Source organism: Streptomyces sp. SS7 (genome assembly GCF_037993025.1).
Classification (GTDB): domain Bacteria; phylum Actinomycetota; class Actinomycetes; order Streptomycetales; family Streptomycetaceae; genus Streptomyces.
In genome coordinates this window covers 172749-186679 of sequence record NZ_CP141223.1, presented here as the reverse complement: position 1 = coordinate 186679, position 13931 = coordinate 172749, and the positions used below count along the sequence as shown (strand labels likewise).

Sequence of the window (13931 nt, the reverse complement as noted above, 5' to 3'; positions counted from 1 at the left end):
AGTCAGAAGCCGTCGAAAGATTTCGGAGCGGATACCGAAACTATTGACAGTCATAGAGGGCGGGTCAACACTGCGGACCACTCAGGCCTCAGAAGAGGAGGAACCCCCGAATGCACGCCGAACCCGCACGCACCCCGACCCGCAGGACCGCATGCGCCTTACTGCTGGGCGCCGCATCGACGCTGGCCCTGCCCGGCACCGCCCGGGCGGCCACGGTCATCACCTCGAACCAGACCGGCATGAACAACGGCTTCTACTACTCGTTCTGGACCGACTCGCAGGGCACGGTCTCCATGACCCTCGACTCCGGTGGCATCTACCGCACCAACTGGCGCAACACCGGCAACTTCGTCGCCGGCAAGGGCTGGAGCACCGGTTCGCGCAGGACCGTGAACTACTCGGGCTCCTTCAGCCCCTCCGGCAACGCCTACCTGGCCCTGTACGGATGGTCGTCCAACCCCCTCGTCGAGTACTACATCGTCGACAACTGGGGCACCTACCGGCCGACCGGCACCTACAAGGGCGCCGTGACCAGCGACGGCGGCACCTACGACATCTACCAGACGACGCGGTACAACGCGCCGTCCGTCGAGGGCAACAGGACCTTCAACCAGTACTGGAGCGTACGGCAGTCGAGGCGGACGGGCGGCTCCATCACCACCGGCAACCACTTCGACGCCTGGGCCCGCGCGGGGATGCCCCTCGGCACCCTCCGGTACTACATGATCCTCGCGACCGAGGGCTATCAGAGCAGCGGAAGCTCCGCCATCACGGTGGCGCCATGAGCCGGGCCGGGACGCGTCCGGGCGCTCGCCCCCTGACGACCGCCCTGGCCGCGCTGGCGCTCGCCGCCGCCGGCACCCTCACCGTCCAGGCCGCGCCGGCGGGGGCCGCCCCCTGTGCGGGATACGTCGGACTCACCTTCGACGACGGCCCGTCCGGGAACACCCCCGCCCTGCTGAGCGCACTCCAGCGGAGCGGGCTGCGCGCCACCATGTTCAACGAGGGCCGGTACGCCGCCGCCTACCCGGCCCAGGTCAGGGCCCAGGTCGCGGCCGGCATGTGGGTGGGCAACCACAGCTACACGCACCCCCATCTCACCCAACTCGGCCAGGCACAGATCGACTCCGAGATCCTCCGCACCCAGCAGGCCGTCGCGGCGGCGGGCGGCGGCACGCCGAAACTGATGCGGCCGCCGTACGGCGAGACCAACGCGACGGTCAAGGCGGTGGAGGCCCGGTACGGCCTGACCGAGATCATCTGGAACGTGGACTCCCAGGACTGGAACGGCGCCAGTACGGACGCGATCGTGCAGGCCGCCGGGCGGCTCACCAACGGGCAGGTCATCCTCATGCACGACTGGGCCGCCAACACGCTCGCCGCGGTCCCGCGCATCGCGCAGGGGCTGGCCGCTCGCGGCCTGTGCTCCGGCGCTATCTCCCCGCAGACGGGCCGCGCGGTGGCGCCCTGACCGGGTGGGGGCCGGCCCGCACCGGCACGGCCGGCGCCCGTCGGCCTCCACCCTCCCACGGCCGACCCCGCGCATACGAGCCGAGGTCGGCGCCCTCCCCGTCCTTAAGCAGTACGGGTGAATGACCTGAGCGTTCAGGTCGGGACGGGTGGTGTGTCTTCTACCGTCTCTGCAGGGATCCGGGTGCTGCATGCCCGGCGGACGGGGGACGGGGCGAAAGGCGCACCTGATGGCGGGGTTGGGCAAGTCGCCGGACGTGCTCGGGGGCCGGGCGGGCCGCTGCCGGCGAACCGGGGCGTGGGCCTGGGGCGCGCTGGGCGTGGCCGGTGTCCTGGGTGCGGCGCTGATGTTGACCCGGCCTGGGGCGGCCGGGAGCGCGGCAGCGTGGACGGTGGCCTTCGGGCCGACCGCCGCGTGCTGCGGGTTGGCACTCTCCCTGCTGCTCCGCGCGTGGGGGGTGGCCGGACGGGTGCGGACGCGGCTGCTGCTGTTGGGAGGGTCGGCGGTCGCGGGGGGTGTGTACCGCGAGGCGGTCAACGTGCTGTCGGCCGGGCCTGCGGGGACCGGGCCTGGCGAGCCCTCGCTGCTCGGCCCGGTGGTGGTCGTCGGGCTGACGCTGGCGTCCGGCCTGGGGATGGCGGGCCTGGTGGTCGCGGCCGATGCCGGCACCGGCCGGAGGGTGTGGCTGCGGCGGGTGCTGGACGGGGTGGTCACGGCGGGGGCCGTGTTCATGACGGTCTGGGTCCTGGTGCGGGGTGCCACGGGCGGCTGGCGGCTGGGCACCGGAATGGTGGGAGTCCTGTGGGGGGCGGAGGTCCTGTTCCTCAGTTTTCTGTTCGCCCTGCGCCGTCTCGTACGGAGCGACCGCAGAGCCACCTTGTGGGTGGGGATCGTCGGGCTGTCCCTCATGCTGACCGGCGACACGCTGCGCCTGTGGACGGTCGGTCCGCACGGCCCCGAGGTGATGCCCTCTCTGCCGGCGGGCGTCTGCAACACCGTCGGTCTGCTCGTGGTCGCCGCAGGTCCCTGGGTGCCCGGTGGCGCGAAGGTGCTGGACACGGCTCAGCCGACGTTGCGCTGGGGGATGGAGAGCGCGGCGGCGTTCATTCCGTTGACGGTCTGCACGGTCACGGTGCTGGGGTACGTGCTGGCTCCTCCCGCAGGTGACCCGGTGCCGATGCTGGTCGGCGGGATGGCCCTCCTGGGTCTCTGGGCCCGCCAGACCCTCCTGCCGCGCGAGAACACCGGAAAGGACGAGCCGCGCTGACATCCGGAGTGCGTACGGGCGCCTCGCCCCCCGCCCATGCGGGGGGCGAGGCGCCGGTCTCGCGCGGGTGAGTCTCAGGCGGCCCGGGTGAGTTCGGCCCGGCCGAACAGGAGCGCGTAGCCGGAGGGGAGCCGGTCCAGGATGCGGCTCAGCAGGTCGGGGCCGGACAGGGCCGCGACGGCGCTCAGGACGGAGCCGGTGTCCCAGCGGGTGGTTCCGAGCGGTGCGCCGGCGCGGGCCGCCAGGTCCTTGACGAAGCCCCAGCCGGTGAGGGGCTGCGTGTCGGGAATCTGTCGGGTGAGGACACGGGCCGCTTCGAGGGGCAGGCGGGCCGCCAGGTCGACGCGTTCGTCGCCCGTCAGCTGGCGCCCGAGCCCCGAAAGAACCAGGTGGACGGCTGCTTCGGCCTTCTCCCGGCTCGGGTAGGCGCCTTCCTGGCGGACCTTTTCCAGCAGGTGCTCGTATGTCATCGCGGGCAGGTGCCGCAGCGGCGCACGCCGGTCGGACATCACTGGGTGGTTGCCTTTCTCGCGATCAGGTCGTCGTGCCGGTGCCCGCGTGGGCGGACACCGGCGTGGTTTCAGGTGGGCTGGGGGCGCCCGAAGAGGAGGTCGTAGCCGTACGGGAGCTGGAGCAGGATCTCGCGCAGCAGGTCCTCGCCGACCGCGTCGGCGACCGTGCTGAGCACGGCGCCGACGTCCCAGGCCGCGGTCTGGGAGGTGGCTCCCTCGATCCAGGCCGCCGTGGCCCGCACGAACCGCTCCGGTGGCAGCGGTTCCGCGCTCTGCAGCGGATTGAGCAGGATCAGGGCGAACTCGTCCGGCAGCCGCGCCGCCAGTCGGGCGCGCACCTCGCCGACCAGGTGCGCGCCCAGCAGGGCGAGGACCACGCGGGCCGCCCGGTCCGCCTCCTGCGGGGTCTCGTACTCGCCGCGTTCCCGCACCTGGTCGAGGAACGCCTCCCGTCGCAGCGTCACGTCCGCCGCCGCCCTTCTTCCCCTCCGTCGGCGCGGAGGACGGGAGGGGGAGATCCGGTGCCCGTCCTCCGCCGCTGTTCGGCCCGTGCCGGTCCGGCTCAGCCGGAGATCTCCCGGCGGTCGGACCCGCCGCCGATTGCGATCTTGCGGGGCTTGGCCCGTTCGGCGATCGGGATGCGCAGGGTGAGCACGCCGGCGTCGTAGTCGGCCTTGATGCGCTCGGTGTCCAGCGTGTCGGCCAGGACGATCTGGCGGGAGAAGACACCCAGCGGCCGCTCCGACAGTTCCATCTGCACATCGTCGGCCTTCGTCACGGGCCGGCGCTCGGCCTTGACGGTCAGCATGTTCCGTTCGACGTCGATGTCGATCGCCTCGGGGCTGACGCCGGGGACGTCGAACGCCACCACGTACTCGTCGCCCTCACGGTAGGCGTCCATCGGCATGAGGGTCGGACGGGACCAGGTACCCGGGCCCGTCAGCTGCTGGGCCAGGCGGTCGAGCTCCCGGAAGGGGTCGGTGCGCATCAACACGGTCAAACACCTCCAGTGGGTTGCGGCAGTCACTGCCAATGCGCCTCACGGAAACCGTTGTAGCATGTCATCCGATGGATGACAAACGCTCCGTCGTCCGAACGATGACACATCGAGGAGGTGCCCGTGACGACAGCCGATCAGCCGCCCTCGTCCAGCGCCGACATCCCCGGCCCGGCCTCGTTCCTGGCCGCCGAGGCGGCGCTCCGGGCCATAGCCGAAAGCCTGCACGCCGCCCGGCAGGTGACCTCCGGCGCCGTCGACGCCGGCCCCGGTCCGGAGGCGGCCCTCGCCTCCCTCCTGCTCCTGCGGCAGGTGCGCGAGCAGCTCGCCGGATGGGAGACCGGCCTGATCGAAACGGCCCGCGACGCGGGAGCCAGCTGGGCCGACCTCGCCGAACCCCTCGGCGTCGCCAGCCGTCAGGCGGCCGAGCGCCGCTACCTGCGCAACCGTCCCGGTCCCGAGGGCAGTACCGGCGAACAGCGCGTGCAGGCCACCCGGGAACGCCGGGCCGCCGACCGCACCGTCGCTGCCTGGGCCCGCCGCAACGCGGCCGACCTGCGCCGCATCGCCGGCCAGATCACCGCCCTCACCGACCTGCCGGCCGCCGCGCGGCTGCCGCTCGGCCGACTCGACGCCGCCCTCGCCCACGACGACCCCTCGACCCTCCTCCACCCCCTGTCCGTCGCCCGCCCGTACCTGACGGCCACCCACCCCGACCTGGCCGCCAGACTCGACACCCTCACGCAGTCCGCCCCACTGCGACCCGACACCCCCGCCTGACCCGGCGACGGGCGTCGCGCATCCCGTCGGAGCGCGACAGCGGACCCGCCCGCCGCCGCGCCTCGCAGGCATACAGGAGGCAGGGAGGCGACCGCGGGTGCCTCCCTGCCTCCGAGCGGTCTGTCGCGGCCTCAGCCGGGTCCAGGCTCCTGACGGGCTTCGGAGGCGACGTGTCCGGCCGAGTCGCGCGCTTGGTCGGCCAGGTGACCGGCCTGCGCGCCGGCCTCGTCCTGGGTGGCGCGGGCACCCTCCTTGGCGGTGTCCGTCACCTCCTGCACCGCGCTCTGCGCAGCCTCCTTGGTGCCCTCCTTCAGGTTCTGCGCGGAGTCCAGGGCGGCCTCCTTCACCGGCTCCAGCGCCTCGCCCCCACGCTCCATGAGGTCGCCGGACTTCTCCCGCTCCAACTCGGACGTGGGCAGCATCGACGATGCCAGCAGACCGGCACCGAAAGCGATCAGCCCCGCAGCCAGCGGATTGCCCCGGGTCTGCCGCATCGCCTGTTCCGGGGCCTGCCGCACCGCCTCGCCGGCCTGGCCCGCGGCCTCGCGTGCGGTGCCCACGGCCTGCTGGGTGCCCTCCTGCACCGACCCGGCCATCGACTGCGCGCCGCTGCCGACCCCGTGGGCGGTCTCGAAGGCCGTTCCCATGACCCGGTCCCGCATGCCCGAGACGGCGCCGCGCATCCTGCGGGTACGGCGTCGGGCCAGGCGGCGCGGGCTGGTCCGGTCCGCGAGCCGGTCCACATCCGCGGCCAAACGGTCCCGGGTGGAGCTGATCTCGGCCCTCATCTGGTCGGGTGACGTGCCCATTGTGCATTCTCCTTCAGGGTGTCGACGGTCTGCTCCGGCTTCGGCGACACGGTGCGCATCCGGGTGCGGGCCCGCTGGTACAGGACCCCTGCGATCACGGCCCACACGGCGGTGACGATCAGGGCGGCCCAGCCGCCGTCCATCACGTTGGACAGGCCCAGCACGGCCGCCAGCGAGAGGAACAGCAGCACCATGTAGCCGGCGAACCCGGCGCCGCCGTACATGCCGGCCGCCTTGCCCGCCTTGGTTGCCTCCTCCTTGACCTCGGTTCTGGCGAGTTCCACCTCCTGCCGGAACAGGGTCTGGACGTCCGAGGTCACCGCGGACAGCAGTTCGCCCACCGACCTCTCCCCACCGTTCGCCTCCACCGGGCGTGACGGGACGTACGACATCCCTCACACCCCCGGAACCGGACGGTTCGGTGCCCCACCCGGCGGCCTGCCGACGGACGGCTGCGCCTCGGGCGGAGGACCGGTCGGCAGCGCCGTCGGAGCCGGCGAGCCCAGTGCCCTCTGCCCTCGGCGCCCCGTGTCGGCCCCGTCCCCGGATGCGCCGGAGGCTCCGTCGGTCTGTGCCGCCGCCTTCACCAGGCGGCCGACGAGCAGTCCCGCCAGCAACGCGCCGCCCAGGAACATGCCGGGGCGTCGGCGGGCGAAGTCCTGCATGTCGGTGAGGACTCCGTCGACCCCCTGTTCCTCCAGATAGTCGGCGGCCCGGTGCCCGCCGTCGGCTGCCTGGGCCGCGAGCCTGCGCGCGGGCGAGTCGCCCGTCGCGTTCTCCGCGAGCCCCGCGAGATCCTCCGCCCACTGATGCAGGGAGCCGACCGCCCGCCTGCTCTGTTGCTCGGCCTCGTTCATCGCGCGGCTCCGCAGGTCGCCCGCCACCGCGCCCACCTGCCGGCGGGCCTCACCCGCCACAGTCCTGGCCTGGTCCACCGCGGTTCCCCCGATGCGCTCGGCGGCCTGCTTGGCCTGACCGGCCGTGGCCGAGGCCTCCGTCCTGGCCGCCTCACCGGTCTGCCGCACCCTCGTCCTGTCGTCCTGCGCTGCCTCACTCATCGGTCACACTCCTCGCCCACCCTGGAGGTTTTATGAGTCCTCTACGCGAGTGACTGCTTTGTGTCGCTTCACACCTCTTGCGACACGAATTTGTGCATCGAGCCTCTTCGGCCGTCGCGGTGAACGAGCGAGCCGAACAGGACTGGTATGCGGCATATCTCCCCTACGAGTGGATACGTTCCGACCGGCCGGGCCGCCCGACGAGTGGCGGCGTCGCGACGAGCGGGAGCGGAGCGGGCGCGGACCTCACGGACAGGAACGGCGGGCAGGGCAGGACGGCAGTCGGTACGGCACTCGGTGGTGCGCGGCGGCACGCAGGGCGGAGGCGCTGTTCAAGGAGATGGGATCGGACTTCCTGCTCCGCGAGCAGTTCGTCACCGACCCCGCCCAGATCCTCGCGGAGTACGTCCGGGGCGAGCGCCTCGAACCCCGCCGGGCCGAGGACACCAACCGGCTCGTCCACTCGGTGATGTCCAACCCGGGCCTCGTCCGGTGGATCCGCGACGTCGCCCGCGGCCCCGCCATGAACGGGCGGACCCGGACGCGGTCCTCGTCCACTTCGGCCGCGCCGTGGTCGACAACGGCACGTCGCACGTCGTGACCGCACTCTTCGCCGACGGGATCGCAGTGCCCGACGCTGCCGTCATGGACGTCATCGCCGACAGCGGCATCTTCGAACTCGGCTGCGACGACTGCTACCTCCACCCGTCCGTGAACCCTCCCCACGAGCGGGATTGGCGCAGCGCCGCCTGGCGCCGCTGACGTTCGTCGGCGCGGAGACGGCGGAGCGTCCACAGCCCGTACAGAGCCAGCAGCGGCTTGACGACCGTCCACTCGCCGGGACGGTAGTCGTCCGCGCGCACCAGCCGCTCCGCCAGATCGGGGCGCTGCCGCCGCAGGTACGCCCGGGCCTTGAGCGCATGGGCCGGTTGGGAGACGATCTTGATGCGGTCGACGTCCTCGATCAGCGGGATCACGTTCGTGATGTTCTCCCACGTCGTCGAACTGCGGTCCTCGAGGAGCACGGGGCCGTCGAACGCGAGCACCGACCTCGCGTAGTCCGCCATCAGCCTGGCCTCAGCGGTGCCGCTGCCCGTGTCGCCGCCGCTGAAGACCACCAGAGTCCCGTGCGCGCCGTCAGCGGAGACGGAGCGAATCCCGGCACGGACCCGCCAACGGTTGATCACGTTCACGCTCTCCTGGTGATTCCGGTACCCCAGGACGACCACGGCCTCGGAAACGCCCTCGCGGTTCCCCACGAGAGCGCGGGACCAGCGCCAGTTCAACCACTCGCCCCAGACCAGGGCGGCAACCCCCGCCCACACCCATCCGCTCCTGCGCCGCATGCGGATCAGCCGGGCTGCAGGACGAAGTCGAACTCCGCGTGCAGATGGGGAACGTCGACCGCGGTGCCGTCGGGCGCCGCACCCGCGGGCCGTTCCGCGAATCGGACGATCAACGCGTCCTTGGTGCCGAAGACGACGTCGGACGCGAGGTGTGCACTGCCCTCCTGGAACAGGTGCGTGACCAGTCTCCGGTGGCCGGGCTCGTGGAGGAGGAAGTGGACGTGCGCGGGCCGGAAATGGCTGATGTCCGTCCGGCGCACCAGATCACCGACGGGGCCGTCCATGGGTATCGCGTAGCCGCGCGGTGCGATGGTGCGGATGCAGTACGTACCGTCCTCACGGGCGCGGTACTTGGCCCGCAGGCGCGCCTCGTCGATCTCGGGGATCTGGGCCTCGTACGCGCCGTCGGCGTCGGCCTGCCAGACGTCGAGCACGGCGCCCGGGAGGGGGGTGCCCTCGGTGTCCGTCACCTTGCCCGTGATGAAGAGCGGAGTCCCCTCGATGCCGTCCGACATGTCGAAACCGTACGGCGCGGTCGGGGAACCGTCGATGTGGAACGGCCCGAGCACCGTGGCCGGGGTGGCCCGCAGCGAGAACCTGTTGTTCAACTGCACGACGAGCATGCTCAGTCCGAGCACGTCGGACGTGAGGATCAGCTCCTGGCGCTTGTCGTCACAGGTCTGGCCGGCCGCGGTCGGCCACTCGATCGCGGCCGCCCACTCGTCCTCGCTGAGCCGCACCTCTCGCGCGAAGGCGTGCAGATGGCGGACCAGAGCGGTCATGAGTTCGCCCAGCCGCGGGGAGTGCGCGGTGGCCCAGCGCTGGACGGCCAGCTCGGTGATGCTGTCCTCGTCGACGGACACGGTTGCTGCTCCTTGCTCTGCGGGTGGACGGCGGCGACGGTCGCGACGGTCGAGGGATCAGTCCTCGCGCCGCCCCTGCGGGAACGGTTCCGGCACGTACGGATCCGGCGGGACGGGGGTGTTGTTGCGGTCGACGGACAGGAAGACGTCCCGGGCGACCGGACGGCGCAGTTCCTCCGCGAGCTGGCCGATCAGCCCGGCGGTACGGGCCAGGAGGGCGAAGCCGCGCAGCAGCGGCAGCGGGAGACCCAGGTCCGCGAGGGCGGCTCCGCAGACCCCCGCGCCGTTGAGGGGGAGTGTTCTGTTCAGCACGGCCGGGTGGACCCTGCCGATGGCGGCGAACAGGGACAGGTGCGGACCGAGGACGCCTTCCTCCCGGGCGAGGCGCATCAGCCGTGGCGTACGGGGATCGCCTTCCTTGTGCACGTGGTGCCCCAGCCCGGGGACGAACGCGCCGGCCGCGCGCTGTTCTCGGACGGTGCGCAGCGCGACCTCGTCCCAGCCCGTGTCGTGGGTGGGAAGGGCGCCGGCCAGGGATTCGAGCACGTCGTGCAGGAAGCGGCCGGTGTCCTCGGTGACACCGAGGAAGCGTGATCCGCCGCCGAGCAGGCCGGCGGCGAGCGCGCCCTGCACCGAGTCCGGTGCCGACAGGTAGGTCAGGCGGGTGACGATGGCGGTGGGGGTGAAGCCGTGGTCGGCGAGTGCGGCGAGCACCGCCTCGAAGACGCGTGTCTCGCCGGGGGTGGGCCGTCGCTGGGTGGCCAGCCAGAAGGAGAGTTCACCGAAGCCGACCTTGCCCATGACGTCCTCGGCCAGGTCGTGCCCGAGCAGGGTGATCGTCCTCAGGTCGGACGCGCCCAGGGCGGTGGGGTAGACCGGGCGTGACGTCGGCTCGGACGTGCTCGTCGGCTCAGACATGCTCGTCCCCCTCGGTCCCGGACAGCCACCTGCGCAGTTCGTCGCCGTGTTCGTTCAGTTCGGGAGGCGGGAGCCGGTAGGTGGCGGGGGTGGCGGAGAACCGGATCGGATGCCGGGTCGTGGGCACCGCGCGGTCGCCCTCGCCGACGGTGACGACCGGGTCGAGTCCGAAGCGCTCGGCCATCGCGAACCCGCCGTCGACGGTGTTGATCGGACCACTGGGCACGCCCGCCTCGACCAGCGCTTCGAACCACTCGGTCGCGCCGCGTGTCACCAGCCTCTCCACCAGCAGCGGCCGCAGCTGTTCCCGGTGGGCGGTGCGGTCGGCGTTGTGCGCGAAACGCGGATCGTCGGCCACCTCCGGTATGCCGAGGACCTCACAGAGCTTGCGGAACTGGCCGTCGTTCGCGGCGGTCACGATGAGGTCGTTGTCGGCGGTGGGCAGCGGCTCGTACGGGAAGACGCTGGGATGGGCGTTGCCCATGCGGTACGGCACGGTGCCGCCGGCGACATAGGCCGAGCTGTGGTTCACCAGTCCGGTCAGCGCCGAGGACAGCAGGTTCACCTCGACGAGCTGGCCCGCGCCCGTGGTGTCCCGGTGCCGCAGTGCGGCGAGGACGCCGATGACGGCGTGGTTGCCGGCCATGACGTCGAACACGGAGATCCCGGCCCGGTAGGGCGGTCCGTCGGGGGCGCCGGTCAGGCTCATGAGCCCGGAGACGGCCTGCACCATGAGGTCGTAGCCGGGGACGTGGCGGCCGGGTCCGGCGCCGAAGCCGGTGATCGAGGTGTAGATCAGCCCGGGGTTGTCCGGGCGCACCGACTCGTAGTCCAGTCCGTACTTCGCCATGCCGCCGGGCTTGAGGTTCTCGATCAGGACGTCCGCCCGGCGGGCGAGGTCACGGGCGAGCTCGGCGTCGTGCTCGTCGCGCAGATCGAGGGTGATCGAACGCTTCCCCCTGTTGATCCCCAGGTAGTAGGTGGAGGCCTCGCCGCGTGCCGGAGGGGTCCAGGTCCGGGGTGTCGTCGCCGTGCGGTCCTTCGACCTTGACGACGTCGGCACCCAGGTCGGCGAGCAGCATCGTGGCGTACGGCCCGGCGAGGATCCGCGAGAAGTCCGCCACCAGCACCCCGGAAAGCGGTCCCGCGGTGCCGGACCGAGCGGTCTTGGCGCTCTGCGACATCGACCCCGCCTCTCTGTCCGCTCAGCGGACGAGTGTCCGTCTAGCGATTCTGTGTCGCGAACGGGAGGGCGTCAAGGCTGCGTGACCGCACCCGCCGACTGGACGGTGTGGGGTACGGACTCCAGCCGGGCGAAGTCCAGACTGATCTCGCCGGCGGTCTGCAGGAGGAGCGGCAGGTAGTCGTCGAGGAGGACGTCCGTGGAGGTCTCCGCGGCATGCGCGTTGACGTTGACGCTCGCGACGACCCGGCCCGAGCCGTCGCGCAGGGGAGCGGCCACCGAGCGAATGCCCCGGGCCAGCTGCTGGTCGGTCATGGCCCAGCCGCGTGCCCGGACCTCGCGCAGCTCGGCCTCCCAGTCGGGCCGGTCCGGCCGCCACACGGGCTCCAGGCCCGACCGGCTCGGCTCGCTGAGGACCCGGGCCGCCTCGTCCGGCGGCAGCGCGGCCAGCAGGACCTTGCCCAGCGAGGTGGGCAGCGCGGGGAAACGGGTGCCGATCTGCACCGCGAGGGTGACGATCTTGGGAACGGACACCCGGGCGACGTAGACGATGTCCGAACCGTCGAGCTGGGCGATCGAGCAGGATTCGTTCGTGCGCCGGACCAGTCGTTCCAGGTGGGGACGGGCCACGTCCCACAGGCCCATCGAGCGGACGTAGGCCACGCCGAGGTCGAGGACGCGCGGGGTCAGGGCGAAACCGCCGGCCTGCTGCTGGACGTATCCCAGCTCGGTGAGGGTGAGCAGGATCCGGCGCACGGTCGGCCGGGCCAGGCCTGTCGCCCCCGCCACCTCGGCCAGCGACATCACGGGCTGCCGCGGCCGGAACGCGGTGATGACCTCCAGGCCCCGGGCCAGCGCCTCGATGAAATCGGGTCCGGTTCCTTCGCGCGGCATGACGTTCCTCTCCACGTGGTCGACCGCGCCCGTCCGCGTCCCGGACAGCGCGTCGAAGCACTCTACGCAGCGAGAAGGCGGGCCTTCCGCTGCCGCCCGACAGTAGACCGTCGGCTCGTCCGCCAGGCGGACATCCTGCTGGCAATTCTGGTACTGCATCCGTCCTGCGTCGAGTATTGACACCGGAACCCGGCTCTCACCACCATCGGCTGACACCATCTGCCGCTGTACGGACGATTGTCCGATGGAGAGTCGGAGATTCAGATGAGCGAGTCCACCCCGTTCCCGGCGGGACGTCCCGTCGTCCTTCGCGGCGGCACGGTGCTGCCCATGGACGGCACGCGCCGAGTGCTCGCCGGTACGGACGTGCTCGTGATCGGCGACCGGATCGCCGCCGTCGGCCCGCACCTCGCCGTCCCGGAGGCGGCGGCGGAGATCGACGCGTCCGGCGGCATCGTGATGCCCGGCATGATCGACACTCACCGGCACATGTGGCAGACGGCGATGCGAGGGTACGGAGCCGACTGGACCCTGACCCAGTACTTCGTCTGGTACTACCTCGAACACGGCCGGGCCTTCCGCCCCCAGGACGTGCACGCCGGGAACCTCCTGGCCGCCGTAGAGGCCCTGGACGCCGGGGTGACCACGGTCGTCGACTGGTCGCACGGCCTGCAGACGGTCGACCACGCGGACGCCGCGGTGGACGCGCTGGAGGCGGTGCCCGGCCGGTTCGTCCTCGCCTACGGCAACATCCAGCAGGCGCCCGCTGAGTGGACGGCGGCACCGGAGTTCCGGGACTTCGTCCGCCGCCGGATCACCGGGGACGACATGCTGGGCTTCCAGCTCGCCTTCGACGTCACCGGCGACCCGGCCTTCCCCGAGAAGCCCGCCTTCGAAGTGGCACGCGAACTGGGGGTCGCGGTCACCACCCACGCCGGCGTCTGGGGCGCCACCGACGACGACGGCATCCGGCTGATGCACGAGCACGGGTTCATGACCCCCGAGACGGTCTATGTGCACGCCTCGACCCTCTCGGCCGACTCCTACCACCGCATCGCGGCGACCGGCGGCTCGATCTCGGTGTCCACGGAGAGCGAGCAGAGCGCCGGACAGGGCTATCCGACGACCTGGGCGATCCGCTCCCACGACATCCCGGTCTCCCTGTCGATGGACACGAGCGTGTGGTGGAGCGGCGACCTGTTCTCCGCCATGCGCACCACCCTCGGCGCCGACCGCGCCCGCGAGCACCTGGACGCCCACGCCAAGGGCGAGACCGTCACCCACTGCGCCCTGCGCGCCGACCAGGTCGTGGAATGGGCGACCCTCGGCGGCGCCAGGGCACTCGGCCGCGCCCACGACCTGGGCAGCGTCGAGGAGGGCAAGAAGGCCGACCTGGTCCTGCTGAAGAACGACCACTCGCCGGTGTCCTTCCCGGTGCTCAACCCCTATGGACACGTGGCGTTCCAGGCCCAGCGGGGAGACGTGCACACCGTGGTCGTCGACGGCCGGGTGGTCAAGCACGACCACCGGCTGCTCGACGTCGACCTGGCGGCGGTCCGGCGCGAGGTGGAACGGACCGTCGAGCACCTGCGATCGACGTTGGGGGAGGAGGCCTGGGCGAAGGGCATGAACCCCGACGTTCCCGAGGCCAAGGTCCTCGACAACCCCTACACCTACACGGACTACCGCAGCGCGACGACGCACCGCGGCTGAACCGACGGGCCCTCTGCCGTCGAGGGCCGGGAGCAGGAGCGGGGCATGTCGGGCCCCTGATCCGGTCCGGGAGGGGCTGATCCGGGGGCAGGCCGGCACACGGTCGGCGGTGAGCGTGGG

Annotated in this window: 16 protein-coding genes and 1 pseudogene; 6 read left to right on the top strand and 11 right to left on the bottom strand. The window is 71.9% G+C overall.

The annotated features are described in order from the left end of the window. Positions 1 to 110 precede the first annotated feature (110 nt). From U5640_RS00825 to U5640_RS00815, 3 genes are all read left to right on the top strand, one after another. Positions 111 to 785, top strand: coding sequence for a glycoside hydrolase family 11 protein (locus U5640_RS00825; RefSeq protein WP_340373863.1), 675 nt, complete (start codon positions 111 to 113; stop codon positions 783 to 785). Further along, positions 782 to 1471, top strand: a complete 690-nt coding sequence (locus U5640_RS00820; RefSeq protein WP_340373862.1) for a polysaccharide deacetylase family protein — start codon at positions 782 to 784, stop codon at positions 1469 to 1471. Before U5640_RS00825 ends, U5640_RS00820 begins: the two co-directional genes overlap by 4 nt. 229 nt (positions 1472 to 1700) lie before the next feature. Then, positions 1701 to 2738 (top strand): hypothetical protein, encoded by a 1038-nt coding sequence (locus U5640_RS00815; protein WP_340373861.1) that lies wholly within the window; start codon positions 1701 to 1703, stop codon positions 2736 to 2738. 74 nt (positions 2739 to 2812) lie between these two features. Here U5640_RS00815 and U5640_RS00810 read toward each other — a convergent pair whose 3' ends face one another. The 3 genes from U5640_RS00810 to U5640_RS00800 form a co-directional block, all read right to left on the bottom strand. Beyond that, positions 2813 to 3250 (bottom strand): DUF2267 domain-containing protein, encoded by a 438-nt coding sequence (locus tag U5640_RS00810; protein WP_340373860.1) that lies wholly within the window; start codon positions 3248 to 3250, stop codon positions 2813 to 2815. A 68-nt stretch (positions 3251 to 3318) separates the two neighbouring features. Continuing rightward, on the bottom strand, positions 3319 to 3714 hold the full coding sequence (locus tag U5640_RS00805; RefSeq protein ID WP_340373859.1) for a DUF2267 domain-containing protein: 396 nt from the start codon (positions 3712 to 3714) through the stop codon (positions 3319 to 3321). Positions 3715 to 3812: 98 nt separating this feature from the next. After that, positions 3813 to 4244 carry an Hsp20/alpha crystallin family protein gene (locus U5640_RS00800; protein WP_340373858.1) on the bottom strand — a complete coding sequence of 144 codons (432 nt, stop codon included), beginning with the start codon at positions 4242 to 4244 and terminating at the stop codon, positions 3813 to 3815. A gap of 126 nt (positions 4245 to 4370) precedes the next feature. Between U5640_RS00800 and U5640_RS00795 the strand changes: the two genes are divergently transcribed. Beyond that, positions 4371 to 5027: a type III effector protein gene (locus U5640_RS00795; protein ID WP_340373857.1), complete on the top strand. Its 657-nt coding sequence runs from the start codon at positions 4371 to 4373 to the stop codon at positions 5025 to 5027. Positions 5028 to 5158: 131 nt separating this feature from the next. Here the strand turns inward: U5640_RS00795 and U5640_RS00790 are convergent, their stop codons facing one another. The 3 genes from U5640_RS00790 to U5640_RS00780 are packed head-to-tail and all read right to left on the bottom strand — an operon-like array spanning position 5159 to position 6894. Next, complete coding sequence (locus tag U5640_RS00790) at positions 5159 to 5836, bottom strand: DUF3618 domain-containing protein (protein WP_340373856.1); 678 nt, start codon at positions 5834 to 5836, stop codon at positions 5159 to 5161. Beyond that, positions 5812 to 6228 carry a phage holin family protein gene (locus tag U5640_RS00785; protein WP_340373855.1) on the bottom strand — a complete coding sequence of 139 codons (417 nt, stop codon included), beginning with the start codon at positions 6226 to 6228 and terminating at the stop codon, positions 5812 to 5814. Before U5640_RS00785 ends, U5640_RS00790 begins: the two co-directional genes overlap by 25 nt. Before the next feature lie 3 nt (positions 6229 to 6231). Then, on the bottom strand, positions 6232 to 6894 hold the full coding sequence (locus U5640_RS00780; protein ID WP_340373854.1) for a hypothetical protein: 663 nt from the start codon (positions 6892 to 6894) through the stop codon (positions 6232 to 6234). A gap of 340 nt (positions 6895 to 7234) precedes the next feature. Here U5640_RS00780 and U5640_RS00775 point away from each other — a divergent pair, with 340 nt between their 5' ends. Next, entirely contained in the window at positions 7235 to 7495 is a 261-nt protein-coding gene (locus U5640_RS00775; RefSeq protein ID WP_340373853.1) for a hypothetical protein, read from the top strand. 94 nt (positions 7496 to 7589) lie between these two features. Here U5640_RS00775 and U5640_RS00770 read toward each other — a convergent pair whose 3' ends face one another. The 5 genes and pseudogenes from U5640_RS00770 to U5640_RS00750 form a co-directional block, all read right to left on the bottom strand. Next, positions 7590 to 8240, bottom strand: a complete 651-nt coding sequence (locus tag U5640_RS00770) for a YdcF family protein (RefSeq protein WP_340373852.1) — start codon at positions 8238 to 8240, stop codon at positions 7590 to 7592. A gap of 5 nt (positions 8241 to 8245) precedes the next feature. Further along, a complete protein-coding gene (locus U5640_RS00765) occupies positions 8246 to 9103 on the bottom strand; it encodes a dioxygenase (RefSeq protein ID WP_340373851.1) in 858 nt (285 codons plus the stop codon). Positions 9104 to 9160: 57 nt separating this feature from the next. After that, on the bottom strand, positions 9161 to 10021 hold the full coding sequence (locus U5640_RS00760; RefSeq protein ID WP_340373850.1) for a citryl-CoA lyase: 861 nt from the start codon (positions 10019 to 10021) through the stop codon (positions 9161 to 9163). Beyond that, positions 10014 to 11205: pseudogene (locus U5640_RS00755) on the bottom strand (CaiB/BaiF CoA-transferase family protein). Before U5640_RS00755 ends, U5640_RS00760 begins: the two are co-directional and overlap by 8 nt. 71 nt (positions 11206 to 11276) lie before the next feature. Then, a complete protein-coding gene (locus U5640_RS00750) occupies positions 11277 to 12098 on the bottom strand; it encodes an IclR family transcriptional regulator C-terminal domain-containing protein (protein WP_340373849.1) in 822 nt (273 codons plus the stop codon). Between the two features lie 264 nt (positions 12099 to 12362). Here U5640_RS00750 and U5640_RS00745 point away from each other — a divergent pair, with 264 nt between their 5' ends. Beyond that, the gene (locus tag U5640_RS00745; protein ID WP_340373848.1) at positions 12363 to 13811 is read left to right on the top strand and encodes an amidohydrolase family protein; all 1449 of its coding nucleotides are present in this window, start codon (positions 12363 to 12365) and stop codon (positions 13809 to 13811) included. Positions 13812 to 13931 lie beyond the last annotated feature (120 nt).

Excerpts from the sequence above, each read along its gene's own strand:
- U5640_RS00825 (WP_340373863.1), top strand. The coding sequence starts at position 111 with ATGCACGCCGAACCCGCACGCACCCCGACCCGCAGGACCGCATGCGCC.
- U5640_RS00820 (WP_340373862.1), top strand. The coding sequence starts at position 782 with ATGAGCCGGGCCGGGACGCGTCCGGGCGCTCGCCCCCTGACGACCGCC.
- U5640_RS00815 (WP_340373861.1), top strand. The coding sequence starts at position 1,701 with ATGGCGGGGTTGGGCAAGTCGCCGGACGTGCTCGGGGGCCGGGCGGGC.
- U5640_RS00790 (WP_340373856.1), bottom strand. The coding sequence starts at position 5,836 with ATGGGCACGTCACCCGACCAGATGAGGGCCGAGATCAGCTCCACCCGG.
- U5640_RS00785 (WP_340373855.1), bottom strand. The coding sequence starts at position 6,228 with ATGTCGTACGTCCCGTCACGCCCGGTGGAGGCGAACGGTGGGGAGAGG.
- U5640_RS00780 (WP_340373854.1), bottom strand. The coding sequence starts at position 6,894 with ATGAGTGAGGCAGCGCAGGACGACAGGACGAGGGTGCGGCAGACCGGT.
- U5640_RS00775 (WP_340373853.1), top strand. The coding sequence starts at position 7,235 with ATGGGATCGGACTTCCTGCTCCGCGAGCAGTTCGTCACCGACCCCGCC.
- U5640_RS00770 (WP_340373852.1), bottom strand. The coding sequence starts at position 8,240 with ATGCGGCGCAGGAGCGGATGGGTGTGGGCGGGGGTTGCCGCCCTGGTC.
- U5640_RS00760 (WP_340373850.1), bottom strand. The coding sequence starts at position 10,021 with ATGTCTGAGCCGACGAGCACGTCCGAGCCGACGTCACGCCCGGTCTAC.
- U5640_RS00750 (WP_340373849.1), bottom strand. The coding sequence starts at position 12,098 with ATGCCGCGCGAAGGAACCGGACCCGATTTCATCGAGGCGCTGGCCCGG.
- U5640_RS00745 (WP_340373848.1), top strand. The coding sequence starts at position 12,363 with ATGAGCGAGTCCACCCCGTTCCCGGCGGGACGTCCCGTCGTCCTTCGC.